This is a genomic window from Noviherbaspirillum album (assembly GCF_035916955.1).
Lineage (GTDB): Bacteria > Pseudomonadota > Gammaproteobacteria > Burkholderiales > Burkholderiaceae_D > Noviherbaspirillum > Noviherbaspirillum album.
On record NZ_JAWIIV010000001.1, the window covers coordinates 503,794 to 528,638 of the forward strand.

Consider the following 24,845-nt stretch of genomic DNA (forward strand, 5'->3'; position numbering starts at 1 on the left):
TACGATAACGAGCAGTATATAATTCCGGAACGAGTTGTCAACAGTTTTCGTAACATCCATTATGGAAAGGTTGGGCTGATGGGACGCCACCGCGAATTTGATGTCGAAAAAGCGCTGGACGCGGTGCTATGCGTCTTTTGGCGCAAGGGTTACGAGGGGACTTCCTATGTCGACCTTACCCAGGCTGCGGGCGTGGAGCGACCTGCGCTCTATGCGGCATTCGGCAACAAGGAAGCGCTCTTCAAACAAGCCTTGAAGCGCTACCATGAGCGGTACTCGGACTTCATTCCGAAAGCACTTCAGTTGCCAACGGCACGTGAGGTTGCTGCACACTTCCTGCATGGCTCAATTGAACTCAATACGCGTTTTCCCGCCCATTCAGGATGCCTCGGGATCAATGGGGCCTTGGCAGGATCGGATGAAGCCGAGCCGGTGCGGCAAGCCTTGATCGACTTTCGCGCGGCAGGCGAGGCACTGCTTCGCGAACGCTTCGAACGGGCAAAGGCCGAAGGCGACTTGCCGGAGACGGCAAAGCCTGAGGCGCTTGCGGCATTTGTGATGGCGGTTACCCACGGCATGGCCGTGCAGGCCAAAGCCGGCTTCAGCCGCGCTATGCTGGAGGCGGTGGCTGAACAAGCGCTTTCCACATGGCCTGGCCGTTAGGCGTGTCGGACCTTGAAGTAGCAGCCGGCGTCTGCATGCAAGCGCCGTGACTCACCATCAATCCTCTCACCGACACGAGCGAGTCATCGCCGCATGCACTCATGACGAGTGCTTCCTGCATTGAGTAATGCAAGCACCATAGCCCTCGGCCGTGTCGGGATAAAACGAAGAAACCCTACAACAACGATTGCGCTGACCAAACAATCCAAACGAGTCCGACGTCGCCAGATATCAAGACCCTGGCAATGTGCGATCAGCCAGCGCAGTGTTTCAGCCCTCGGCGCTTTATTCAAAACCGCCTTGCAGCGATGTCACGAAAATCAAACGGAACTGTCACGGGCGCGTCACATGCAGTAACTACCATGGCGCGGTGATTCAGGTTCGTAATCGAAGGCCTTGCCCGATTACGAAATCGAATAACCGGAGATGCCATGATCAAACTAAATGACGTAACCGTCAGGTTCGGCGACACGATCGCCCTGCAACCCACTTCGCTGGCCTTCCACCGAGGCCAGTTCACCGTCCTGCTCGGTGCCTCGGGCGCGGGAAAATCGACCCTGTTGCGTTGCCTGAACCTGATGCAAATGCCCGGCGCCGGCAGCATCGAGGTCGAAGGCCTGGGACCGCTCCGGAGCGGCGCGGCACTCCGGGCGCATCGGCGCAACACCGGTATGGTGTTCCAGCAGCATCAGCTGATCGCGCGCCGAACCGCGCTGCAGAACGTGATCACCGGACGCGTGGGCCACTACACCAGCCTGCGCAGCCTGTTTCCCCTCCCGCATCGCGACCAGGAAATCGCACTGCACTGCCTTGAACGCGTCGGCCTGCTGCACAAGGCGCTGGCGCGTATCGACCAGCTTTCCGGTGGACAGCAGCAGCGCGTCGGCATCGCCCGCGCGCTGGCGCAGCAGCCGCGCCTGATGCTCGCCGACGAACCGGTCGCCAGCCTGGATCCAGCCACCGCCGACAAGGTGCTCGCCTTGCTGCAGCGCGTGTGCAAGGAAGACGGCATTTCAGCCGTCGTCAGCCTGCACCAGGTTGAGCTTGCCAAGCGTTACGCCGACCGCGTCATCGGACTGGCGCATGGCCGCGTCGTATTTGACGTGGCGCCGGACGCGCTGACGGCGGAACGGACCTCCGCCCTGTATGAAAACCGGCCACATCAAGCCGCACCTGAAACGCACGCCCCGCATTCCTTTCCGTTAAACCTCGCCATTGCCAAGGACTGATCATGAAAAAAGTGTTCGCCGCCCTCGCGCTTGCCGCCGTTGCCCTGCTTGGCCACGCCGCTCCCAATCCTGATCCGGACACGCTCAAGGTCGCGCTGCTGCCGGATGAAAACGCATCGACGGTCATCAAGAACAACCGTCCGCTGGAAATCCATCTCGAAAAGGAATTGGGCAAGAAGATCGAACTGATCGTCACCACCGATTACTCGTCGATGATCGAAGCCATGCGTCATGGCCGTCTTGATCTCGCTTATTTCGGTCCGCTGTCCTACGTGCTGGCGAAGCAGAAGAGCGATATTGAAGCGTTCGCCGCCATCAAGCAGAAGGGTGATACCACCTACCAGTCCGTGCTGGTGGTTAACACCGGCGCCGGCATTGGCAACATAGCCGACATCGCGAACAAGAACGTCGCCTACGGCGACAAGGCATCCACCTCCAGTCACCTGATCCCGAAATCGATCCTCGCACAAGGCGGGCTGAAGGCCGGCGAGAATTACCGCGAGCACTTCGTCGGCGCACACGACGCGGTAGCCATCGCAGTACAGAACGGCCATGCGCAGGCCGGCGGCCTGAGCAAGCCGATCTTCGAATCGCTGGTCCAGCGCGGCATCATCGACGGCAACAAGGTCAAGGTGCTGGCCGAGTCCAAACCCTTCCCGCAGTATCCGTGGACCATGCGTTCCAACCTGAAGCCGGAACTGAAGGAAAAGATTCGCGCCGTATTCACCGGCATCAGCGATCCGGCGGTGCTCAAGCCCTTCAAGGCCGACGGCTTCGGCCCCATCGCCGACAAGGACTATGACGTGGTGCGCGACCTCGGCACGCTGTTGAAGCTGGACCTGTCCAGGTTCTAGGGCGGAGGCAACCATGCAAGCGGAATTCAAGCTCATCCTGTCGCAGCAGCGGCAGGCATGGAATCGCACAGTGCGCAACCTCGCGCTGGCGCTCGCCGTCGTGCTGGTGTGCTGGTACTACGTCGGTCTGTTCGATACCGAGCGGCTCGGCGAAGGCGTGCCCAGCCTGTTCAGCCTGGTCGGCGAGATGTTCCCCCCCAACTTCAGCCAGGCGGAAAACTGGGTCAAGCCCTTGCTCGACACGCTCGCCATGAGCATTGCCGGCACCGCGGTCGCGGTACTGCTGTCGCTGCCGCTGTCGGTGCTGGCGGCGCGCAACACCAGCCCCAATGCGATGGTGTATCACGTCACGCGCGGCATACTGAACGGACTGCGTTCGATCCCCGAGCTGATCATGGGCATCGTCTTCGTGGCCGCCGTCGGTTTCGGCGCGCTGCCCGGTGTGCTGGCGCTTGGACTGCATTCGGTGGGCATGATCGCCAAGTTCTTCGCCGAAGCGATCGAGCATGCCGATCCCGCGCCGGTGGAAGCCGCCCGCGCCGCCGGCTGTAGCCCGCTGCAGGTGATCTTCCACGGCATCCTGCCGCAGGTGATGCCGCAGATGGCCGATACCGCCGTCTACCGCTGGGAATACAACTTCCGCGCGTCCACGGTCATGGGCATGGTCGGCGCCGGCGGCATCGGCTTCGAGCTGATGGGTTCACTGCGCATCATGCAATACACCGACGTGTCGGCCATCCTGATCGTCATCCTTGCGATGGTGACGCTGGTCGATGCCTTCAGCGCCCATCTGCGCCGCTCATTCAAATAAACAGCACAGCATATGAAACCGAAAGTCGTCATCACCCATTGGGTCCATCCCGAGATCATTGACCTGCTGCAAACCGTTGCCCAGGTCATCCCGAATACGACGCGCGACACGCTGCCGCGTGCCGAGGTGCTGCGCCGCGCGCAGGACGCCGACGCGCTGATGGCCTTCATGCCGGACAGCATCGATGCCGCATTCCTCGATGCCTGCCCGAAGCTGCGCATCATCGGCGCTGCGCTCAAGGGCTACGACAACTTCGATGTCGATGGCTGCACGCGGCGCGGCATCTGGTTCAGCATCGTTCCCGACCTGCTGACCATTCCTACCGCCGAACTGACCATCGGCCTGCTGCTTGGACTGACGCGCCACGTGCTGCAGGGCGATCGCCGCATCCGCTCCGGCAGCTTCCAGGGCTGGCGGCCGGAACTCTACGGCTGCGGGCTGACGGGACGCACGCTGGGCATCATCGGCATGGGCGCTGTCGGCCGTGCGATCGTGAAGCGCCTGGCCGGGTTCGACATGCAGCTCGTCTATTGCGACAGGAGGCCGCTGGACGCGGACCTGGAACGCGCGTGGGGTGCGCGCCGTGCAACGCTGGAAGAGTTGCTGGCGTCCAGCGACTTCGTCGTGCCGATGCTGCCGATGACGCAGGAAACGCAGCATCTGATTCATGCCGGCACGCTGGCACAGATGAAGCGCGGCAGCTACCTGATCAATGCCTGCCGCGGCTCGGTGGTCGACGAACAGGCGGTCGCGGACGCGCTGGCAAGCGGGCATCTCGGCGGTTATGCAGCCGACGTGTTCGAGATGGAGGAGTGGCAGCGCAGCGATCGGCCCGCCGGTATCCCGCAGGCCCTGCTCGACAATACCGGGCAGACGCTGTTTACACCGCATCTCGGATCGGCGGTGAAGGAAGTGCGGATCGAGATCGAGCGCGAAGCCGCACGCAATATCCTGCAGGCACTCGGCGGACAACGACCATCCGGTGCGATCAACGATCCGGCCGCAGTCGTCGCATGATCGATCTCGGTTGCGTGGCGAGCTATCTCGCCGTCGCGTCATCGGGCAGTTTTCGCGCCGCCGCCCTGCGGGTCGGCCTGTCGCAGCCCGCCGTGACGCAGCAGGTGAAAAAACTCGAGAAAACCCTGGGCGCCACCCTGATCGAACGCGGCGGCACCGGCAGTATCCTGACGCCGGAGGGACGCGCCTTCCTGCCCTATGCGGAAAGCTTGCTGCGCACTTCCGAGCGCGCACTCGCGCTGTTCAAGCGCAGGGGCATTGTCGTCGGGGCCAGCTCCAACATTGGCGTATATCTCTTGCCTTCCTTCCTGAAGGCGGGCCGTGAGCATCTCGGCTTCGAGGTCGATCTCGTCGTCAGCGACAACCTGGCGATCGCAAGCAAGCTCGAGAACTTCGCGATAGACGTGGCGGTGATGGAGTGGTGGGACAATCGCCCCGGGTTTCTCGCGCAAAGCTGGAAACAGGAAAAGCTGGTCGCGATCGTGCCACCGGGCCATCCATGGTCAAGACTTGAGAGGGTTCCCCTCGAAATGCTCGCCAGCCAGCCGATGCTCGGCGGCGAAGCAGGAACCGGAACGGGAACGATACTGAAGCAATGCCTGGGAGAACACGCAAACAATATTCGAGCCGGCATGCAACTTGGTAGCACCGAGGCCGTCAAGCGAGCCGTACGGGCGGGATTGGGAGTATCGATCGTGATGGCCTCCGCGGTTGCGGAAGAACAGCGGGCCGGCACGTTGCATGCGATTCCGCTTGCCGCTGCGCCGCTGGAGAAAAACATCTACCTGGTCCGGAGAGCCAGCACTTTGAAAGAAGACATGCCGTCGCGCTTCGTGCGCTTCCTGCGGGAACATCGTGGCGAAGCCGTTCCTTCCTGATCATGCCATGGAATGACTTGGGATTGGTATAAACCAATAGCCAATAAATCAAAAGCCCCGGACCCGGCTTTGGCCGGGTCCGGGGCTATTCCGGATGAGTCCGATTTGCTTTATTCAAGCTCGAATCACGTTCGATTCACGTTCGATTCACGTTCGATTCAAGCTCAATAATGCTCACTTCGCGCCACCCTCATACCACTTGCCGATGACCGCGCGTTCCTCGTCGGTCATCTTCGTGATATTCCCCAGCGGCATGGCCTTTTGCAGCACGACCTGCTGATAGATCACCTGGGCATGCGCCTTGGTCTTGTCAGGCGTATCGAACATCAGGCCCTTGGCCGCGCTCGGCATCATCGTCGGCGCGGCAGCATGGCACTGGATGCAGTGCTTCTGCATCAGCGCCTGCACCTGGGTGATGTCCGCGGCGGCGGCTTCACCCGGTGCGCCCGGCGTGCTGCCGGCGGGCGCGGTGGCCGGTGCCGTGGCGGGAGCCGCGGCCGGCTTGCTCGGCGCGATCCAGGCCGCGGTGCCGGCCAGCATCGCCACGGCAACGATCGGATAGACCGGGTTGACCACGCCCTTGTGGCGCAGGATGAAGAACTGGCGGATCAGCACGCCGGCCACCATCATCATCACCAGCACCAGCCAGTTGTGCGGATGGCTGTAGGTCATGGTGTAGTGGTTCGACAGCATCGTGAACAGCACCGGTAACGTGAAATACGTGTTGTGCACGCTGCGCTGCTTGCCGCGCTGGCCGTGGATCGGGTCCACCGGCTGGCCGGCCTTCATTGCCGCGACCACCTTGCGCTGTCCCGGAATGATCCAGAAGAACACGTTGGCGCTCATGATGGTGGCGATCATCGCGCCGATGATCAGGAACGCCGCGCGGCCCGAGAACAGATTGCAGGCGGCATAGGACGCGACCACGACGAAGGCCACCACCAGCACCGCCAGCAGCTTCTCGTTCTTCTGCAACATGCGGCACAGGAGGTCGTAGAACAGCCAGCCGACCACGAGGAAGCCGATGGCCAGCAGCACCGCGACGGTGGGCGTCAGGTTGGCGACGCTGGGGTCGATCAGGAAGACCTTGGGATTGAACAGGTAAAGCACCGAGAACAGGCCGAAACCCGACAGCCAGGTGCTGTACGACTCCCAGTAGAACCAGTGCAGGTCTTGCGGCAGGTGGCGCGGCGCGCCGAGGTACTTTTGCGGATTGTAGAAGCCGCCGCCGTGCACGGCCCACAGTTCGCCGCCCACGCCCTGGTCCTTCAACGCTTTGTCGGTCGGCGGTTTCAGGCTGTTGTCGAGCCAGACGAAATAAAACGAGGAACCGATCCAGGCAATCGCGACGATGACGTGCAGCCAGCGCAGCAACAGGTTGGCCCAGTCGAGCAAATAACCTTCCATTTGTATGTCTCCTTCTTAATGCTTGCGTGTTGCAGCGCGGCTCAGCTGCCGCGATAGGTCGAATAGCTCCAGGGGCTGGCCACCAGTGGCACATGATAGTGCTGGGAAGCGTCGGCCACGCCGAAACGCAGGGTCACCACGTCGAGAAAGGCGGGTTGGGGCAGCTGCACGCCCATGCGCGTGAAGTAGTTGCCGATGTGGAAATCCAGTTCGTAGACGCCGGCCTGGAAAGCATCGCCTTCAAGCAGCGGGCCGTCGCAGCGACCATCGGCGTTGGTGGTCTTGGATAGCAAATGTGTTCTCTGATTGTCGACAATCTTGTAGAGAACCACCTCGATTCCTTGCCCTGGCTTTCCATGCGCGGTATCCAGGACGTGCGTAGTCAGACGACTCATCATTACTCCAGAAATAAATGGGAAACAATGCCGGCAGCCGGAATGGCTGGGGCGCTGAGCATGAGGTGCCGCCGCGATGGGTGACTGCAGCTGCTCAAGAGATTGAACAAAACGACTAACAAATTGTTGACAATTCTATGAGCCGTTGGCATCCTCGTCAACATTCGAAGAAACGATTTATTGCGCGACGACAGATGGCCGGGTCCGACAAGCCGCCGACAAGCGGGGCAGCCCCGGTCGATGTTGCCTTTTGAACTGGAAGAATATCCATGGCCGCACGCCCCAAACTGGTGACCGCCGCTGCCGTACGGCAAGAGCCGCGGGAGTTTGAACGACAGCAAGAAGCACGCCTGCCGCCGGAAGAGCGGATGTATATCGAAATCTATGACGCCATCATGGAGCATCGCCTGCCGGCCGGCACCAAGCTGACCGAACAGACGCTAGGCGAAATCTACGACCTGGCCCGCCACAATGTGCGCAAGGTGCTAGGCAAGCTTGCCGCCGACGGCCTGGTAGACCTGGAGCCCAACCGCGGCGCCTATATCGCCAGCCCCTCGGAGCAGGAAGCGCACGACATGTTCGAACTGCGCCAGACGCTGGAACAGATGGTGATGCAGAAAGTGGCGCGGCAAGCCACGGCGGCCGATTTCGACAAGCTGCGCGGAATGATCGAGCGCGAGCGCGACGCCTACATGCAGGGCAACCGTCCGCTGTGGATCAGGCTGTCGGCCGACTTCCACATCGAATTGGCCAAGCTCACCGGCAACATGCTGCTGGTCGACATGCTGCGCCGGTTGGTCTCGCGCACCACGCTGCTCATATCCAACGCCGAGACGACCGGCCAGCAGCCGTGCTCGTTCGACGAACACCTGCTGGTTGTCGACGCACTGCAGAAGAAGGATGAAAAAGGCGCCCAGCATGAAATGGCGCACCACCTTGAACAATGCGCATGCCGGATGCTCAAGCGTCCGGAGAAGCGCTTCGATCTGCGCGCTGCGCTCGGCAAGGGCGACGCGTAGAGAAACAGGCCACCGCAGGTACGGCAGGCATAGCTGCGAAGACAGCATCCCATAATAAAAAACTACCTCACACCCCATTCCAGAATTGGAGACGACATGAACACGACACACACAGCCGCCGCACCGGCGGCGCCAGCATCCCCACAGTCCATGCATTCGCCCGAAGCCGACGCTGTCAATGCCGCCAACGCCATCGCCGCCGCCAACGCCGTCGACGAGCGCCTGCCGGCCGGCAAGCTCACCATGCTCGGCCTGCAGCATGTGCTGGTCATGTACGCGGGCGCGATTGCGGTGCCATTGATCATTGGCCGCGCGCTCAAGCTCGCGCCCGAGCAGGTCGCGGCGCTGATCAGCGCCGACCTGTTCTGCTGCGGCGTGGTGACGCTGATCCAGTCGCTCGGCATGGGCAAGCTGTTCGGCATCCGTCTTCCGGTCATGATGGGCGTGACCTTCGCCTCGGTCAGCCCGATGCTGGCCATGGGCGCCGACCCGAGCCTCGGCGTTACCGGCATCTTCGGCGCGGTGATCGGCGCGGGCGTGATCTCGCTGCTGATCGCGCCTTTCGTCGGGCGCGTGCTGACGCTGTTCCCGCCGGTGGTCACCGGCACCATCATCGCGGTAATCGGCATTTCGCTCATGCGCGTCGGCGTCAACTGGGCCATGGGCGGCACGCCGAACATGGCCACCATTCCCGACCCGGCCTTCGCGCAGATGGTCGCCGCCGCCAAGGAAGCCGGCACCGCGCTGCCGGCCGGCCCGGCGCCCATGATCCCCAATCCGGCCTATGCCGCGCTCGACAATCTCGGCATCGCGCTGTTCGTGCTGGTGGTGATACTGCTCGTCGCCAAGTACGGCAAGGGTTTCCTGTCGAATATCGCCGTGCTCACCGGCATCGTCGCCGGTACCACGCTGTCCTATTTCCTCGGCAAGGTCGATTTCGAGAAAGTCGCCGAGGCAAAAACCTTCGCCATCGTCACGCCTTTCCAGTTCGGCATGCCGACCTTCGACGTGATCGCCATCCTGACCATGACGCTGGTGATGCTGGTGGTGATGATCGAATCGACCGGCATGTTCCTCGCGCTCGGCGAACTGACCGGCAAGCGCATCAGCAAGGGCGACATCACCCGCGGCCTGCGCGTCGACGGCCTGGGCACCATCATCGGCGGAATCTTCAATACCTTTCCGTACACCTCGTTCTCGCAGAACGTCGGCCTGGTCGGCGTCACCGGCGTCAAGAGCCGCTGGGTGTGCGTGGCGGCCGGCGTGATCCTGATCATCATGGGCGTGATCCCCAAGATCGCGCAGGCGGCCGAAGCGGTGCCGCAGTTCGTGCTCGGCGGCGCAGGACTGGTGATGTTCGGCATGGTGGCCGCGACCGGCATCCGCATCCTGTCGTCGGTGGACTACAAGACCAACCGCCACAACCTGTTCATCGTTGCGATCTCGATCGGCTTCGGCATGCTGCCGCTGGTGGCCGAGCGTTATGCGCAGCATATGCCCAAGGCACTGTCGCCCCTGCTGCACAGCGGTATCCTGCTGGCGGCCATCGTCGCGGTGCTGCTCAACATTTTCTTCAACGGCATCGCATCCCAGGAAGACGCCGAAGCGGCAGCCAAGGCCAATTCCCACGGAAGCGAATAACACACCTTCAACTCATCGCCATGCAGAACTCAAACAGTTATCCACGCGACCTCATCGGCTACGGCCGGCAACTGCCTCATGCACGCTGGCCCGGCCAGGCCCGCATCGCCGTGCAATTCGTACTCAATTACGAAGAGGGGGCCGAAAACAGCGTGCTGCACGGCGACAAGGCTTCCGAGCAATTCCTGTCGGAGATCGTCGGCGCGGCCGCGTACGAGGCGCGGCACATGTCGATGGAGTCCATCTACGAGTATGGATCGCGCGCCGGCGTCTGGCGCATCCTGCGCGAGTTCGAGCAGCGCGGGCTGCCGCTGACCGTGTTCGGCGTCGCGATGGCGCTGCAGCGCCATCGCGAGGTCACGCAGGCTTTCGTCGATCTCGGTCACGAGATCGCCTGCCACGGCTGGCGCTGGATTCATTACCAGAACATGGATGAAGCCGCCGAGCGCGAGCACATGCGCATCGCCATCGACATCCAGCGCGAACTCACCGGCAGCGCGCCGCTCGGCTGGTACACCGGCCGCGATTCGCCCAATACCCGCAGGCTGGTGGTGGAGCAGGGCGGCTTCGCCTACGACTCCGACTATTACGGCGACGACCTGCCGTTCTGGACCGAAGTGCAGACCTCGGCCGGGCAAGTCAAACCGCACCTGGTGGTGCCGTACACGCTCGACAGCAACGACATGCGCTTCGCCACGCCGCAGGGCTTCAACACCGGCGAGCAGTTCTACCAGTACTTGAAGGACAGCTTCGACGTGCTCTATGCCGAGGGCGACCCGCAAGGCCAGGACCGGCCGAAAATGCTGTCGATCGGCATGCATTGCCGGCTGCTGGGCAGGCCGGGCCGCTTCCGCGCGCTGCAGCGCTTCCTCGACCATGTGCAGTCGCATGACAAGGTCTGGATCTGCCGCCGCATCGACATTGCCAACCACTGGATCAACACTCATCCCTATCAAGCGAAACAAGCAAAATGACGACCAAGACCACTTCCCTGGCCACGCTGAACGCGATGAGCGTGGCAGATTTCACCAGCACGCTCGGCGCCATCTTCGAACACTCGCCGTGGGTGGCGGAACGCGCGGCGGCGAAGCGTCCCTTCGCCAGCGTGCAGCAATTGCATGATGCGATGGCCGATGCGGTGCGCAGCGCCGCCGAAGAGGAGCGCATCGCGCTCATCCGCGCCCACCCGGAACTGGCCGGCAAGGCGGCGGTGCGCGGCGAACTCACCGAGGAATCGACCCGCGAGCAGAAGGGCGCGGGACTGGACCAGTGCAGCCCGGAAGAGTTCGCTCGCATGCAGGACCTGAACCAGCGCTACAACGAGAAATTCGGTTTTCCCTTCGTCATCGCCGTCAAGGGCCACGACCGCCACAGCATTCTCGACAACTTCGCCCGCCGCCTGGAAAACCGGCGCGAAGACGAAGCGAAGGAATGCATCGAGCAGATCATCCGCATCGGCGGCTTCCGGCTTGCCGACAGCGTGCAGGCCTGATGGCCTGAACGCCGTGCAGGCCTGGGTGCCTGCACGATTGCGCCTTCAACCAGAACGAGCCATCCGGTCTCTCTCCCGCCAGAAGGAGAGAGCGGCAAGGCTCGCGCCATCGTGACGCAGCTACGACATCACCAATAAACCTTGGAGGAGACACCATGAAAACCAGGACCATATCCATGCTGGTCGCCGCCGCCTGCCTGCAGGCCGCGGCGGCGCATGCGCAAACCAGCCAAACCAGCGTCACCGTGCAAGGCGCGGTCGACCTGTTCGCCGGCTCGCTGAGATACAGCGGCGACGCCGGCCGCCGTTCGGTCGTCAACAGCGGCGGCATGACCACGTCGTATTTCGGCTTCAAAGGCAGTGAAGATCTCGGCGGCGGCTTGCACGCGGAGTTCGCGCTCAACGGCTTCTTCCAGGGCGACACCGGCGCCTCGGGCCGTTTCGGCGGCGACAATCTGTTTTCGCGCGATGCCAACGTCGGCATCGCCGGGGGCTTCGGCAAGATACAGTTCGGCCGTGGACTTGCGCCCAGCTTCCTGCCGACTGTACTGTTCAATCCCTTCGGCGATTCGTTTACCTTCTCGCCGCTGGTGGTGCATGCCTATGTCCCCTCCGGCGCCTTCGGCGCGCGCAGCTGGATCGCATCGAATGCGGCCGACAGCGGCTGGAGCAACCAGATTATTTATTCCACGCCCGACTTCAACGGCTTGCGGGCCAACGTGCATTATCAGTTCGGAGAAGCGGCGGGCAGCAGCGACACCAACAATATCGGCGTCAATGTCCTGTATGCGAAGGGACCGCTCGGACTGGCGGCGTTCTATCACAATGCGCAGGTGAGCAATCCCAACGGCGGCGCGGCGCTGATTGATGCGACGGCCGCGCCGGTCAATTACCGCGCCATCGACAAGCAGAAGGCATACTTCCTCGGCGGCAGCTACAACTTCAATGTCGCCAAGCTGTTCGCCACCTATCAGGTCAATGACGACGACACCGCCGGTGCCGCCGACATGAAGGATAAGACTGTCAGTCTCGGGATCAGCGCGCCGGTCGGCCCGGGTTCGGTGCTGGCCAGCTATGCGCGGACCAAGCGGGAAGGCAGTCTGGTCGGCCCCGATCTCAAGCGCGATACCTTGTCGGTTGGATATGACTACCTGCTATCGAAGCGCACCGATGTGTACGCGGTCTACATGGCAGACAGGATCACCGGTGCAAGCAGGGAAGGAAGCTTCGGCATCGGCGTGCGCCACCGCTTCTGACATTTCGATGTTCTGATTGCATGAAAAACGGCCGCGCGGAGATGAGCACGCGCGGCCGGGTTGGGCATCCGGAATTTACTTCAGCTGTTCCTTGACCTTCTCCAGCGCCGCCTGCGCGCACTGATCGTCAAGGTGGCCGCCCGGTGCGCCGCCGATGCCGATGCCGCCGATCACGTCATTGCCCGCCTTGACCGGCAGGCCGCCGCCGAGCAGCAGGAAGCCCGGCAGATACACCAGGTTGGCCGCGCCGGCATTCTTCTGCGCGTTCTCCATCATCATCAACGTGGATGCCTTCGCCGAAGCGGAGGTATAGGCTTTCTGCTGGCTCGATGCCAGCGTGTGCGGGCCGGCCGCGTCGGCCCGCTGGACCGCCTTCACCGTGCCCGCGCGGTCGACGACGGTGACCGCCACCGCATAACCCTTCTCGGCGCATGCAGCGACGCCGGCGGCGGCGATCTGGCTCGCCAGTTCCAGGCTGATATTGCGTTCCGTGCGCACCTGCGCATGCGCGGCCGACATGGCCAATGCGATCAATGTGGCGGACAGGGTCTTGGTGGCGAATTGCGCGAATTGCATCTGAGCTCCTTGAGTTGGTTGCTTGTCGGTCGCGATGACCGTGCATGCAGATTAGCAATTCGCCGCTCGCGAAAAATCCGCAAAGCTCCGCGCGGCGATAAGTAACTTTACGTAGTCCCGCCTTTGGAATGGACTGCGGCCGATGCCGGAGCGACAACAAGACAATGGAAGCAGGCCACCAAGTGTTGTATATACGTCGGCTTGGGTGCCGTAACGCACACCCAATAAGTTGACATGCGGCAACATAATTCTGAGAATAGGCGTAAGCCGTTTGCAGCGACTAACTCTTTCGCCCAACCCCGCAGCGAACGGCAGCAACTGGGCTACTGCACTACAAATCAATCCACTGAGTCTGAACGACCAGAAACCTGGCCGGTGACTTTGCACGCGCCATGCCTGCATTCTCAACCGGCCAGAGGGTCTGAACGAAACGAAGGAACAACATATGTTCAACAAACTACGACTCGGCACCCGCCTGCAGGCGGGCTTTCTGGCAATCGCCGCGCTGGGCACGATCGTGGCCGTCATCGGCATACTCAACATGAGCCGCATCAATACCCTTGCCGAGCACATGTACGAAACCGAGCTTCAGGGTCTTTCCCATATCAAGGAAGCCAACATCAATCTCATCTATATCGGGCGGGCTCGCGGCAATGTGCTGCTCGCGACCACGGATGATGAGCGCCGCGCCAACATCGACAACATTCGCAAGTACAGTGAGGAAGTGCGCGAACATATCAACAAGGCGCGGCCGCTGTTCGTTACGGAAAAGGCGCGCGAAATGTTTGCCGAGTACGATCGCGTGTCGGCGCAGTATGCGCAGGCCACCGCCAATTCCCTGAAGCTGGCGCAACAGGAAGCGCTGGCGCAGCGCAGTCCCGAGCTCACGGCGGCCCTGGCGGAAACCCGCCAGCATGCCAATGCGCTCGACAAGCTGCTCACCGAACTGGCCGAGCAGAAGGAGGCGCGCGCCAAGGCTGCGGCGGACGAAGCCGGCTCGGTCTATGTCAGCAGCCGCAATTTCATGATCATGCTTATCGTTTGCAGCGCGCTCGCCGGCATCATTCTGGGTGCTCTCATCACGCGCAAGCTGACCCGCCAGCTCGGCGGCGAACCGGAAGAGGCCACCGAGGTGGCCGCCCGCATCGCCGCAGGCGACCTCACCGTCGCCATCCATACACGGCCGGACGACCGCAGCAGCATGATGTTCGGCTTGCGCCAGATGCGCGACAGCCTCGCATCGATCGTGAGCGACGTGCGCACCGGCACGGAAACCATCGCGACGGCTTCTTCGCAGGTTGCGGCAGGCAGCCACGACCTGTCGTCACGCACCGAGCAGCAGGCCAGCACGCTGGAAGAGACTGCATCCTCCATGGAAGAAATGACTTCCACCGTCAAGCAGAACGCCGACAACGCGCGCCAGGCCAACACGCTTGCCGAGTCCGCCTCCAGCATCGCGGTCAAGGGCGGCGAAGTCATCGAGCAAGTGGTCGCAACGATGGGCGAGATCACCGACTCCTCGCGCAAGATCGTCGACATCATCGGCGTGATCGACGGCATCGCATTCCAGACCAACATTCTCGCGCTCAACGCGGCGGTCGAAGCTGCCCGTGCCGGCGAGCAAGGCCGGGGCTTCGCGGTGGTTGCAACCGAAGTGCGCACGCTTGCACAGCGCAGTGCGGCTGCCGCCAAGGAAATCAAGGGGCTGATCGCCAATTCGGTGGAGCGGGTGGAGGCGGGCAGCTCGCTCGTCAGTGAAGCGGGCACCACCATGCAGGACATCGTCGGCAGCGTGCGCCGCGTCAATGACATCATCGGTGAAATCACCGCCGCCAGCCAGGAGCAGACGGCGGGTATCGAGCAGATCAACCAGGCCGTTTCGCAGATGGATGAAGTCACGCAGCAGAATGCGGCATTGGTGGAAGAAGCCGCGGCCGCTTCGGATGCGATGCGCGAGCAGGCGGCGCGGCTGGCGCAGCTGGTCAGCGTATTCAAGGTCGAGACCGGAGCGGGCAGGACGGCAAGTGTTGCAGCGCCTGCAATCGCACCGGCATCTTCACCCGCACCGGCGGCTCGTCATGTTGCGGTGCGGTCGCAGAGCAGGCGTGCGGTCGCTCCGGCACCCCGAAAGCAGGCAGCACCTGCGGTGCATGCCGGCGGAGAGTGGGAAGAGTTCTAAACGTTAAGCTGGGTTCGCTGGTTTCCCGCAAGCCTTGGCGAGAGACCAGCCATGATAGGGCCAACCTTGCGGTTGGCCCTTTTTCATCCCTTGAGCCCGGTTGCGGCAAGCATGCCGGCGCTCACCCGGCGCTGGAACACGATGTACGCCAGCGCCACCGGCATGCCGCCCAGCAGCGCGGCCGCCATCGCCTGCGCATAGCGCACGCCGAATGCATCCTGCGTTTGCGTCAGCCCGAGCGGGATGGTCATCATCTCGGACGAAGTGATGATGATGAACGGCCACAGGAAATTGTTCCATGCGCCGATGAATGTGACGATCGACATGGCCCAGACGATATTGGCGCTCACCGGAAGATAGATGTGCCTGAGCACCTGCCAATGAGATGCGCCGTCGATTGCGGCGGCATCGCGGAAATCGGGCGGCACCGCATCGAAGAACTGCTTGAAGACATAGATGGCCATCGGCGACACCAGCTGCGGAAGGATGATGCCGGCATAGGTATCGACCAGGCGCAGCTGGTTCATCATGCGAAACAGCGGAACGATCAGCGCCTCGAACGGCAGCATGAAGGCCAGCATCGCCATCGCGAACAGCAGGCGCCTGCCGCGAAACCGCAGCTGCGAAAAGGCATAGGCGGCGCAGACGCTCACGGCCATGGTGAGCACGGTCGCCAGCAGGGCGACAAGGGCGCTGTTGAACAGCCAGCGCGGCAGGCTGCCGCTCGAGATCACCTTGGCAAAAGCGGCGCCTGTCCACGTCTGAGGCAGCCAGTGCAGGCTTGCCGCTACCGTTTCATGCTCGGGGCGCAGCGCGGTGCTGAGCGCCCACAGCAGCGGCGCGCTCCACAACAGCGCGAGGATGGCGGATGCGGCCATTGCGGCCAGGCCCCAGGCCAGCGAAGGCTTGCGCACCATCATGCCTTTCCCCCGGCCCACCTGGCAATGCCGGCCTGGAGCAGGGACAGCGCGGCCACGATGACGACGAATGAGATGGCAATCGCCGCCGCATAGCCCGCATCGCTCTGGACGAATGCGGTCTCGTACATGTAGTGGAGGGTGACGCGGGTGGTATTGAACGGTCCGCCGGACGTAAGGATATACGTCTGCCCAAAAATCTTGAACGATGCGATCAGCTGCAGCAGCATGGCCATCGCGAAGGTCGGTCGCAGTGACGGCCAGGTGATGTCGCGAAACGCCTGGAAGCGGCTGGCGCCGTCGAGCGCGGCCGCTTCGTACAGTTCCGCCGGAATGTTGCGCAGGGCCGCCAGGAAGATCAGCATGTTGAAACCGACCGTCCACCACAGCGTGGCGACGGCCACCGATGGCATGGCCCAGTCGAGATCGGCCAGCCAGGCGCGCTCCGTCCCGGCGATGCGGTTGAGAAGACCGAAGGTCGGATGCAGCACCCAGCCGGCAATCAGTGTCATCACCGAGATCGGCAGCACGTAAGGCAGGAAGAAGGCCGCCTGCAGCAGGCCGCGGGCGCGGCCTGCATGCTCGACCAGGAGCGCCATCAGCAAGCCTAGCAGGGCCAGCGGCACGACGGTCAGTGCGGCAAAGTAAAGCGTATGGCGCAGGGAACCCAGGAACGCCGGATCGCGCGCGAGAGTCGCATAGTTTGCCATGCCGATGAAGGCGCTTGTGCGCGTCAGGCTGCTCTCGGTCAGGCTGATGTAAAAGGTCTGCAGCGCGGGGACGAGAAAGAACAGGATGAACACGAAGAGAAACGGCGCCAGCATCAGGCCGGCGATGCCAGGCCGCGACGCCGGGACATGCGCGGCGGCGGCAGGTCGGGGAGGATGATTGGATCTTGCTTGCATGCGGAAAAGTTGCGGCATCCGGTGGCTCAGTATTGCGGCGCCCGCTTCCTGAGCAGGCGTGCCGCTTCGGTTTCGAACATGTCCAGCGCCTGTGCCGGCGTCAGTTGTCCCGCCAGGGCAGCCGGAAGATACTTGGAGGCGATCGACTGCAGGGGGCCGGCCGCGCCCGCGTACCACGCGGCCGGCTCGTCGATCACATGCTCCACGCTGCCGGCATACAGCGCATTCGGCATGAGCGCGCGCGCCGCGGCCGATTCGGCCACCGGGCGGTAGGCGGGCACATGGCCGCCTTCGGCCCAGGCGATCGAATGCTTGCTGACGTACGCAATGAAACGCATTACCGCCCGCACTTTCTCGGCGGACGGAGGGCTGTCACCGTTGGCCGGTATCGCAAAGCCGTGTGCGTCGCCCCATACGCTGCGGTCTTCGTACATGCGCGGAAACGGCATGATGCCGACCTCGAAGCCGAGGGTCCCGCTTCTTCGCGCGGCGGCGATTTCCGGCACTTCCCACACGCCATTGATCATGAACCCGGCCTTGCCGCTCATGAACTGGCTGGTCGATGCGGGATAGTCGAGCCCGCTGCTTGCATAGCCGCTGGCATACCAGTCGCTGATCGCTGCCAGCGACTCGCGCCCGGCCTTGCCGTAGGCGAAGCCTGCCCCGTCGATCAGCGGTGTGTTGCGCTGTGCCAGCATGGAAAGCCATAGGCGCCATACCGCGAACGAGTTCGGGCCGCTCTCCATGGTCATGCCCTGCTCGCCGGTCTGCTCCTTCACCGCGCGGAAGGCCTGCGTCAATGCGGCGATGCCTTCCACCGGCCGGAGGCCGCCGTTCGCATCGAGCAGGCCGGCACGGCGCGCCAGCGTCTTGTTGTAATACAGCACCAGCATATGAAGATCGAGCGGCACCGCATAGGTCTGGTCCCGGTATTGCGCGCCATGCCATTGGCGGGCATAAAAATCGCCGGACCGAAGTCCGGCCTCTGCCAGTTCATCCGCGCTGATGGCGCGCAATACGCCTCCGCCCGCGAGATTCGCGATGCGCGACAGATGAATGGAGGCCACATCCGGCCCCGCGCCCACGACCGAGGCCGTGATCAGCTTGGTATAGAAGGGCTCGCCCCATTTGAGAACCGTTTCGACGACCCTGACGTCTTGCTGGCTTGCGTTGAATTCCCTGATCAAGCTGCGCATGCGTGCGCCGTCTCCGCCCCCGAGCAAGGTCCAGAGGCGGACTTCGGTCTGCGCCTGCGCCTGCGTGCAGAAAACCATCGCCCATATCAGAACGGCAAGCAAGCGAGCTATTCGCATCGGCAATGTCTCCGGATATCGTCTCCACTGGTGTCAAGGGTGACAACGGCGTACGCGGCGTTTGTCCATCACCAGCACATCGCGCATCTTGCCGCGATGCATGGAATCTTGATCAGACGGGGCAAGCCTGGTTGAAGTGTATAGGAAGTGATAGTGCTGATCCGGGCCGCGCATTTGATGCAGCGCCAAGGGCGGCGCAGTCGAGCCTTGCCACGGTCTTTATGGCTAGCCATAAACACGTTGCATGCCCAAAACTTTCTTGGCATGATGCAGTGGCTGCCCGGAGCCATGAATGAGCTTTCGTCCTTGGCGCTCACCGATCCTGTTGCTCAAATGACTCCGCCCGATTTTCCCTCCAACGAGCTAGTTCGCGTTTCCCTGCTGCGCAGCCTTGCCATTCTCGATACGGATTGCGAGGAACGCTTCGACCGCGTGACGAGAATCGCCCAGCGACTGTTCAACGTGCCGATCGCACTGGTAAGCATGGTCGATGCCAACCGCCAGTGGTTCAAGTCCTGCATCGGGCTCGATGTGCGGCAGACGCCGCGCGATATCTCTTTCTGCGGCCACGCCATTCTCGGCGATGACGTACTGCTGATTCCGGATACGACGGCCGACCAGCGCTTCGCCGACAATCCGCTGGTCACCGGCGCGCCGCACATACGGTTCTACGCGGGCTATCCGCTGAGCCTGGGCGATGGCATTCACATCGGCACGCTGTGCCTGAAGGACACGGTGCCGCGCCGCTTCTCGGAGCAGGATCTGCAGTTGCTGCGCGACCTGGGTGAAATGACCTCGCAGGAACTGAGGGCGGTTGCGGCGGCCACCAGCGACGACCTGACCGGCCTGCTCAACAGGCGAGGCTTCCTGTCCGCCGCCGGGCAGGCGCTGGAACTGTGCCGGCGGGCCGCGAGCCCGGTCGCGATGCTCTACTGCGACCTGGACCGCTTCAAGCAGATCAACGATACCTTCGGTCATGTCGAGGGCGATCATGTGCTCAGGGTGTTCGCAGGCATGCTGCGCTCGACATTCCGCAGCTCCGACATTGTCGCCAGGCTGGGCGGAGATGAATTCGTGGTGATGCTAACCAACGCCGATCCGGCCACGGTCGAAGCGGCGGTCCGCCGGATGGAGGCGGAACTGGCTGCCCATGCGCTGCAATCGCAACGCGGCTATGCGCTGGGCTGCAGCCTGGGTGTCATGAGCTTTGACGGCGCAAATCTCCCCGGCCTGGACGCCATGCTCGCCATGGCGGATGAAAACATGTATGCGGTGAAAAGGAAAAACAGAAGACACAGAAGACACAGAAGACACGAGGACAACACGCCCGGCTGATTGCATTCCTACATCCAGTCACTTGACGCTGACGTCGCTGCAAGGTGCCGGAGGCGACGCAAGTCATCCTTCCACCAGCGGCGCATACTGCCGCACAAGCTGCGCCAGGGTTTCGGCTTCCAGCTTTTCCGCCAGGTGCGCGCGGTGCACTTCCACCGTGCGCGGCGAAAGATCAAGCGCGCGGCCGATCTCGCGGTTTGTCAGTCCGGCCACCAGCAGCTCCAGTACCTCGCGCTCGCGCGCCGACAGGCGGGCATAGCGTTCCAGCGCCGCGCGTTCGGCTTCCTTGCGGCCCTTCTGCAGCAGATGAGCCTTGAGCGCCTTCTGCAGCGTGTCGATCAGCAGCTCGTCATCCACCGGCTTCTCCAGGAATTCGGTGGCGCCGGACTTGAATGCGCGGCGGCACAGGTCGACGGTGGCATGGCCAGTGAGAATGATCACCGGCTGCGTCACGTTCATCGCCATCAGCCTGTCGAGCAGGCTCATGCCGCTGCCCCCGGGCATGCGCACGTCGAGCAGGATGGCGCCCGGCTGTTCCGGATCGAAGCGCAGCAGGAAGGCATCGGCGCTTGCATGCGCCTGTACCTGCATGCCGACGGTCGACAGCAGCAACGCCAGGCCCTGACGCACCGCGTCGTCGTCATCGACCAGATATATCACCGGCAGTAAGGAAGTCATGCCGCCATCTCCTGTTCCATTCGTGAAAAACGCAGTGAAAACTCGGCGCCGCATGTAGCGCCGTTGGCGGCGCTGATGGTGCAGCCCATGTTGCCAGCGAGGGTTTCGCACAATGTCAGCCCCAGTCCCAGTCCGTTTTCCCGAGTCGTGTAAAAAGGCTCGAACAGCCGCGGCAGCGCCTGTGCCGCAATCCCCGGGCCGTTGTCCGCGATGCGCAGCAAGGCATCATCCGGTCCGGCCGCGATATGGATGCGCAGGCGGCGCGATGCCACCGGCATACCCTCCATGGCCTGCAGTGCATTGAGCAGGAGGTTGTGCAGGATCTGGTCCAGCGCCACCGGGTCGGCCACCACCGCCACCGGCTTCGTTTCTTCCACCTGCACCGGCGCGGTATGCCGCTGCTGCAGCTCCGGCTCCAGCAGGTGCAGCGCGCGCCGCACCGCGTCGCCCAGCACGACCGGGCGAACTACTTGTTCCTGCTGCCGCTGTTCCACCAGCCCGCGCAGGCGGCCGATGACGGCGCTGGCACGCTTGGCCTGTGCAATCGCATGCCCGAGCGCGGCAGCGGCAGCCGGCACATCGCATGCTTCCTTCTCAAGCAGGCGCCGCGCCGCCTGGCAATTGGCGAGTATCGCGGTGAGCGGCTGGTTCAATTCATGCGCGACGCCGGCGGAAAGCTCGCCAAGGGTGTTGAGCCGTTCAACGCGGCGCAGGCGCAGCAGGCTTTCGGCGCGCCGGCGCTCCACCGATTGTCGCCGCAGCGCATAGGCCGCCGCCACGATTAGCGTAGAAAGCAGACTCCATAGCGTCATCGCCGCCAGCGGCAGATCCGACCATGCAAAGCCGCGCTGGATGACAAGCTCGAAGGGCTGGCTGTCCGAGGAAAGAGGCTTGCTGAAATCCATCCGCCATGCCGCTTCCCGAGCCGGCTCCTGCTGCAGCAGCATGGCATCGCCGGCATGGCGCAGCCGCACCTGCAGCGGCGCGCCCGGCCATTCGACGCGAGGAATCATCTGGCGCATGTCGATCCGCAGCGCCCAGCTGCCATGCTCCCCGGCCTGCACCAGCCAGTAACGGCCGCCGGAAAATTCCGGGCCGGCGACTTCGGCATGCCCGCTGCGGCGCGACGCTGCTTCCGCTTTAAGCAGCTTGTCATCCCACGCGGACGCCATGCGGCTGCACAGCACGGCGACGAGCTGCGGATACATGCGCATCACCTGCGTGCGCGCCGATGGCGCGCACGCCGCATCATCGGTTCCGCCCGCGGCCAGCGTGGCGAGAATGGTGTCGTGCTGCACCGTGCGCTGCGTCAGCAGCCGGTGCGCAATCCGGCTGTCGGTTTCAAACAGTCGGCGCTGCGCCTCGAATTCCGACCGGCAGAGCCAACCGATGCCGGCCGCCGTGCAAAGCAGCCAGGCCGCGAGCCAGGCGAGAAACCGGGTCCGGTTCGCAAATAGATGACGCATTGGCATTTCCGCCTTTCCGATGGCAGGCTGAGCAATAGCGTCAATGCAACGCCCGTTTCCACTTCAGCCACTTATTGTATACAAAATTTGTATAGTAAGCTAAGCTCGGCGGCATGTACAGGCAGCGTCGCCCCGCTGTTTTTCCTGTTCTGTTTTGTCCGTTCACGAGCCTTGCTTAAGGAGCTTGCATGTTTCGTAATACCAGTGTCGGAATGCGTCTCGTCTGGCTGATCGCATTCAACAGCGTGCTGCTGATCGTTTCCGGCGCTGCGGCGCTGGCGTCCCTGTACAAGAGCAACGAAGCCACGCGCCACCTGTACGAGAACCAGCTCGCGGCCAGCATTCATCTTGCCGATGCGCGCTCCAACCAGATGCTGGTGCGGGTGCTGCTCGACCAGGCGGCGTTTGCGCCGGAGTCGCCCGACGCGGCCAAGCGCATCGCCGGCGCCGAAACCTTCATGCAAAAGTCGCAGCAGGCATGGAACGCCTATGCAGCGCTGCCGCGCAATGAAAAAGAGCAGGCGATTGCAGCCGACGTCGCCGCCAGGCGCGAGTCGTTCTTCAACAATGGCGTGGCGCCGCTGATCAAGTCGCTGCAGGCGCTCGACCGCGACGCCATCAGCCGCAATGTGATGGAAGTGCTTCCGGCCCTGGACCGCGAACTCAATGCGCGCGGCGCGGCACTGGCGCAGCAGCAGCTTGACAGCGCCAAGCATGAGTATGAACAGGGGCAGCAGGACTTCCGGCTGTTCGTGCGCGCCGCGATCGCGCTCATCGTCATCGGCGTGCTGCTCGGCGCCTGGGTGGCATGGATGATCCGCAAATCCATCGTGCAGCCGCTGGGAGAGATGATGGATCAGCTCGACCGTATCGCCGGCGGCGACCTGAGCGCGCGCATCGAGCCCTGCGGGCGCAACGAGATTGGCCGCCTGATGGAAGGCCTCGTCCGCATGCAGTCCGGTCTTTGCGCGATGGTGGGGAAATTGCGTGCCGGCTCCGAGCTCATCGCCACGGCCAGCCGCGAAATCGCCACCGGCAATGCCGACCTGTCGCAGCGCACCGAAGAGCAGGCGGCTTCGCTGCAGGAAACCGCCAGCAGCATGGAAAACCTGGCCGACACCGTCAAGCGCAATGCGGGTAATGCAAAACAGGCCAGCGGCCTGTCGGGCGATGCGCTGCAGATTGCCGAAGAAGGCGGCAAGGTGGTGCATAGCGTGGTGGTGACGATGGATGGCATCAGCGCCTCGTCGGCACGCATCGTCGACATCATCGGCGTGATCGAAGGCATTGCTTTCCAGACGAATATCCTCGCGCTCAATGCCGCGGTGGAAGCGGCGCGCGCCGGCGAGGAGGGACGCGGCTTCGCGGTGGTGGCCAGCGAAGTGCGCAATCTTGCGCAGCGTTCGGCCGCAGCGGCAAAGGAGATCAAGGAGCTGATCGACAATTCCGCGCGTCAGGTCGGTGAAGGCGCAGCCATGGTCGACCGCGCCGGCAAGACCATGGAAAAGATCGTCGGCGCGGTCGGACGCGTCGAACACATCATGAGCGAGATCAGCCATGCTTCCGTCGAGCAAAGCAGCGGCATCGACCAGGTCAGCATCGCGGTTTCGCAGATGGATACGGTAACGCAGCAGAATGCGGCGCTGGTCGAGCAGGCCGCCGCCGCCGCGGAGTCGCTCGAAGAGCAGGCGCGCCTGCTCAACGAAGCGGTTGCGCAGTTTCGTTTGCCGGAAAGTGGCTTGCACTTGCAGCCGGCCTAGCCAGGACAGGCCGGTTCCGGAATCACTTCGCGGTGACGAACTGGACCAGATCCCGGTTGAGTTCGTCCTTGTGGGTCAAGAACAGGCCGTGCGAACCGCCTTCATAGACCTTGTACTGCACCGAGCGCAGCAGCTCGACCGTGCGATTCGCGCTTGCCTCCATCGGCACGATCTGGTCGGCGTCGCCATGGATGATCAGGGCGGGCACCGCCAAACCGGACAGGTCGTTGCGGAAGTCGGTTTCAGCAAAGGAATGCACGCAGTCCAGCGTGGCTTTCAGTGAAGCCTGCAGCGCCAGATGCTGCATCCAGTCCAGGGTCGCCTGCGACACCGGCTGTTTCAGCATGCCGACGTTGAAGAACTGCTTGCCGAATGTCGCCAGGAAATCTGGCCAATCCTTGTTCAGGCCCTCCAGCATCTGCTGGAAAATGCCGGCGTCGACACCTTCAGGGTTGTCCGCGGTTTTCAGGAGATAGGGAGTGACCGCGGCCACGAACACCACTTTCGCCACGCGGGCGCCGCCATGCCGGGCCATGTAGCGCGCCACCTCGCCGCCGCCCATCGAAAAGCCGACGAGGGTAACGTCCTGCAGATCGAGGCCGTCCAGGACACCCTTCAGGTCGTCGGCCAGGGTGTCGTAGTCATAGCCTTCCCATGGCTTGGAGGAGTGGCCGAAGCCGCGGCGATCGTAGGCGATCGCGCGGATGCCGTGTTTCGGCAGTTCCGCGCTCTGGTATTGCCACATGGCGTGACTTGCCGGCCAGCCATGGATTAAAACCACCGGACGTCCGCTTCCAGCATCCTGATAGGCGAGGCGGACCGGTTCTCCATTGGCCGCGCTTCCGACCTCGATCATTTGCATGAAATTTCCTTTTTTCAATCAAGTGAGCAACACGGATAAGTCACTTTTCATAGATAAAAATGCAATTGAATCGTTCATATGTTCGATGCATGACATAGCCTTTGCCTTTGCCTTTGGTTTGGGTGCAAATCAAGTTTGCCTTCATGGCTGCCATGATTCGAAGGAATCAAATCTCCTCTGTTATAGTCCTAT

The 24,845-nt window shown here is 62.8% G+C and carries 23 protein-coding genes; 14 read left to right on the forward strand and 9 right to left on the reverse strand.

Annotation, left to right across the window (positions count from 1 at the left end; translation table 11 throughout):
- The first annotated feature begins 78 nt into the window (after positions 1 to 78).
- The 6 genes from RY831_RS02240 to RY831_RS02265 all read left to right on the forward strand — a co-directional run bounded on the left by RY831_RS02240 (position 79) and on the right by RY831_RS02265 (position 5,452).
- Entirely contained in the window at positions 79 to 663 is a 585-nt protein-coding gene (locus RY831_RS02240) for a TetR/AcrR family transcriptional regulator (protein ID WP_326504702.1), read from the forward strand.
- 431 nt (positions 664 to 1,094) lie between these two features.
- Positions 1,095 to 1,892, forward strand: a complete 798-nt coding sequence (phnC, locus tag RY831_RS02245; protein ID WP_326504703.1) for a phosphonate ABC transporter ATP-binding protein — start codon at positions 1,095 to 1,097, stop codon at positions 1,890 to 1,892.
- Between the two features lie 2 nt (positions 1,893 to 1,894).
- Positions 1,895 to 2,746: a phosphate/phosphite/phosphonate ABC transporter substrate-binding protein gene (gene phnD, locus RY831_RS02250; RefSeq protein WP_326504704.1), complete on the forward strand. Its 852-nt coding sequence runs from the start codon at positions 1,895 to 1,897 to the stop codon at positions 2,744 to 2,746.
- A 13-nt stretch (positions 2,747 to 2,759) separates the two neighbouring features.
- Positions 2,760 to 3,557 (forward strand): phosphonate ABC transporter, permease protein PhnE, encoded by a 798-nt coding sequence (gene phnE, locus RY831_RS02255; RefSeq protein WP_326504705.1) that lies wholly within the window; start codon positions 2,760 to 2,762, stop codon positions 3,555 to 3,557.
- Positions 3,558 to 3,569: 12 nt separating this feature from the next.
- Entirely contained in the window at positions 3,570 to 4,574 is a 1,005-nt protein-coding gene (locus RY831_RS02260; protein ID WP_326504706.1) for a phosphonate dehydrogenase, read from the forward strand.
- The gene (locus RY831_RS02265) at positions 4,571 to 5,452 is read left to right on the forward strand and encodes a LysR family transcriptional regulator (RefSeq protein ID WP_326504707.1); all 882 of its coding nucleotides are present in this window, start codon (positions 4,571 to 4,573) and stop codon (positions 5,450 to 5,452) included. Before RY831_RS02260 ends, RY831_RS02265 begins: the two co-directional genes overlap by 4 nt.
- Before the next feature lie 174 nt (positions 5,453 to 5,626).
- On the opposite strand, the gene RY831_RS02270 is transcribed toward RY831_RS02265, so the two are convergent.
- Together RY831_RS02270 and uraH are read right to left on the reverse strand one after the other, a co-directional pair.
- On the reverse strand, positions 5,627 to 6,859 hold the full coding sequence (locus RY831_RS02270; protein ID WP_326504708.1) for a urate hydroxylase PuuD: 1,233 nt from the start codon (positions 6,857 to 6,859) through the stop codon (positions 5,627 to 5,629).
- Positions 6,860 to 6,900: 41 nt separating this feature from the next.
- The gene (gene uraH / locus RY831_RS02275; RefSeq protein WP_326504814.1) at positions 6,901 to 7,254 is read right to left on the reverse strand and encodes a hydroxyisourate hydrolase; all 354 of its coding nucleotides are present in this window, start codon (positions 7,252 to 7,254) and stop codon (positions 6,901 to 6,903) included.
- 269 nt (positions 7,255 to 7,523) lie between these two features.
- Here uraH and RY831_RS02280 point away from each other — a divergent pair, with 269 nt between their 5' ends.
- The 5 genes from RY831_RS02280 (at position 7,524) to RY831_RS02300 (ending at position 12,662) form a co-directional block, all read left to right on the forward strand.
- Positions 7,524 to 8,273 (forward strand): GntR family transcriptional regulator, encoded by a 750-nt coding sequence (locus tag RY831_RS02280; RefSeq protein ID WP_326504709.1) that lies wholly within the window; start codon positions 7,524 to 7,526, stop codon positions 8,271 to 8,273.
- Between the two features lie 150 nt (positions 8,274 to 8,423).
- Positions 8,424 to 9,914: a nucleobase:cation symporter-2 family protein gene (locus RY831_RS02285; protein WP_326504815.1), complete on the forward strand. Its 1,491-nt coding sequence runs from the start codon at positions 8,424 to 8,426 to the stop codon at positions 9,912 to 9,914.
- Between the two features lie 20 nt (positions 9,915 to 9,934).
- Positions 9,935 to 10,888 (forward strand): allantoinase PuuE, encoded by a 954-nt coding sequence (gene puuE, locus RY831_RS02290; RefSeq protein ID WP_326504710.1) that lies wholly within the window; start codon positions 9,935 to 9,937, stop codon positions 10,886 to 10,888.
- The gene (gene uraD, locus RY831_RS02295) at positions 10,885 to 11,406 is read left to right on the forward strand and encodes a 2-oxo-4-hydroxy-4-carboxy-5-ureidoimidazoline decarboxylase (protein ID WP_326504711.1); all 522 of its coding nucleotides are present in this window, start codon (positions 10,885 to 10,887) and stop codon (positions 11,404 to 11,406) included. The genes puuE and uraD overlap by 4 nt, the downstream gene beginning before the upstream one ends.
- A gap of 155 nt (positions 11,407 to 11,561) precedes the next feature.
- Positions 11,562 to 12,662, forward strand: coding sequence for a porin (locus RY831_RS02300; protein ID WP_326504712.1), 1,101 nt, complete (start codon positions 11,562 to 11,564; stop codon positions 12,660 to 12,662).
- 75 nt (positions 12,663 to 12,737) lie between these two features.
- Here the strand turns inward: RY831_RS02300 and RY831_RS02305 are convergent, their stop codons facing one another.
- A complete protein-coding gene (locus RY831_RS02305) occupies positions 12,738 to 13,238 on the reverse strand; it encodes a GlcG/HbpS family heme-binding protein (RefSeq protein WP_326504713.1) in 501 nt (166 codons plus the stop codon).
- Positions 13,239 to 13,683: 445 nt separating this feature from the next.
- Between RY831_RS02305 and RY831_RS02310 the strand changes: the two genes are divergently transcribed.
- The gene (locus RY831_RS02310; protein ID WP_326504714.1) at positions 13,684 to 15,417 is read left to right on the forward strand and encodes a methyl-accepting chemotaxis protein; all 1,734 of its coding nucleotides are present in this window, start codon (positions 13,684 to 13,686) and stop codon (positions 15,415 to 15,417) included.
- A gap of 83 nt (positions 15,418 to 15,500) precedes the next feature.
- On the opposite strand, the gene RY831_RS02315 is transcribed toward RY831_RS02310, so the two are convergent.
- The 3 genes from RY831_RS02315 to RY831_RS02325 are packed head-to-tail and all read right to left on the reverse strand — an operon-like array spanning position 15,501 to position 18,552.
- A complete protein-coding gene (locus RY831_RS02315) occupies positions 15,501 to 16,337 on the reverse strand; it encodes a carbohydrate ABC transporter permease (protein WP_326504715.1) in 837 nt (278 codons plus the stop codon).
- The gene (locus RY831_RS02320; RefSeq protein ID WP_326504716.1) at positions 16,334 to 17,239 is read right to left on the reverse strand and encodes a carbohydrate ABC transporter permease; all 906 of its coding nucleotides are present in this window, start codon (positions 17,237 to 17,239) and stop codon (positions 16,334 to 16,336) included. The genes RY831_RS02315 and RY831_RS02320 overlap by 4 nt, the downstream gene beginning before the upstream one ends.
- A 26-nt stretch (positions 17,240 to 17,265) precedes the next feature.
- On the reverse strand, positions 17,266 to 18,552 hold the full coding sequence (locus tag RY831_RS02325; RefSeq protein ID WP_326504717.1) for an extracellular solute-binding protein: 1,287 nt from the start codon (positions 18,550 to 18,552) through the stop codon (positions 17,266 to 17,268).
- 288 nt (positions 18,553 to 18,840) lie between these two features.
- Between RY831_RS02325 and RY831_RS02330 the strand changes: the two genes are divergently transcribed.
- Positions 18,841 to 19,887 carry a GGDEF domain-containing protein gene (locus RY831_RS02330; protein WP_326504718.1) on the forward strand — a complete coding sequence of 349 codons (1,047 nt, stop codon included), beginning with the start codon at positions 18,841 to 18,843 and terminating at the stop codon, positions 19,885 to 19,887.
- Positions 19,888 to 19,950: 63 nt separating this feature from the next.
- Here the strand turns inward: RY831_RS02330 and RY831_RS02335 are convergent, their stop codons facing one another.
- Together RY831_RS02335 and RY831_RS02340 are read right to left on the reverse strand one after the other, a co-directional pair.
- Positions 19,951 to 20,565 (reverse strand): response regulator transcription factor, encoded by a 615-nt coding sequence (locus RY831_RS02335; protein ID WP_326504719.1) that lies wholly within the window; start codon positions 20,563 to 20,565, stop codon positions 19,951 to 19,953.
- On the reverse strand, positions 20,562 to 22,031 hold the full coding sequence (locus RY831_RS02340; RefSeq protein WP_326504720.1) for a sensor histidine kinase: 1,470 nt from the start codon (positions 22,029 to 22,031) through the stop codon (positions 20,562 to 20,564). The genes RY831_RS02335 and RY831_RS02340 overlap by 4 nt, the downstream gene beginning before the upstream one ends.
- A 188-nt stretch (positions 22,032 to 22,219) precedes the next feature.
- Between RY831_RS02340 and RY831_RS02345 the strand changes: the two genes are divergently transcribed.
- Positions 22,220 to 23,791, forward strand: a complete 1,572-nt coding sequence (locus RY831_RS02345; protein ID WP_326504721.1) for a methyl-accepting chemotaxis protein — start codon at positions 22,220 to 22,222, stop codon at positions 23,789 to 23,791.
- A gap of 22 nt (positions 23,792 to 23,813) precedes the next feature.
- On the opposite strand, the gene RY831_RS02350 is transcribed toward RY831_RS02345, so the two are convergent.
- Positions 23,814 to 24,653, reverse strand: coding sequence for an alpha/beta fold hydrolase (locus tag RY831_RS02350; protein ID WP_326504722.1), 840 nt, complete (start codon positions 24,651 to 24,653; stop codon positions 23,814 to 23,816).
- Between the last annotated feature and the right edge of the window lie 192 nt (positions 24,654 to 24,845).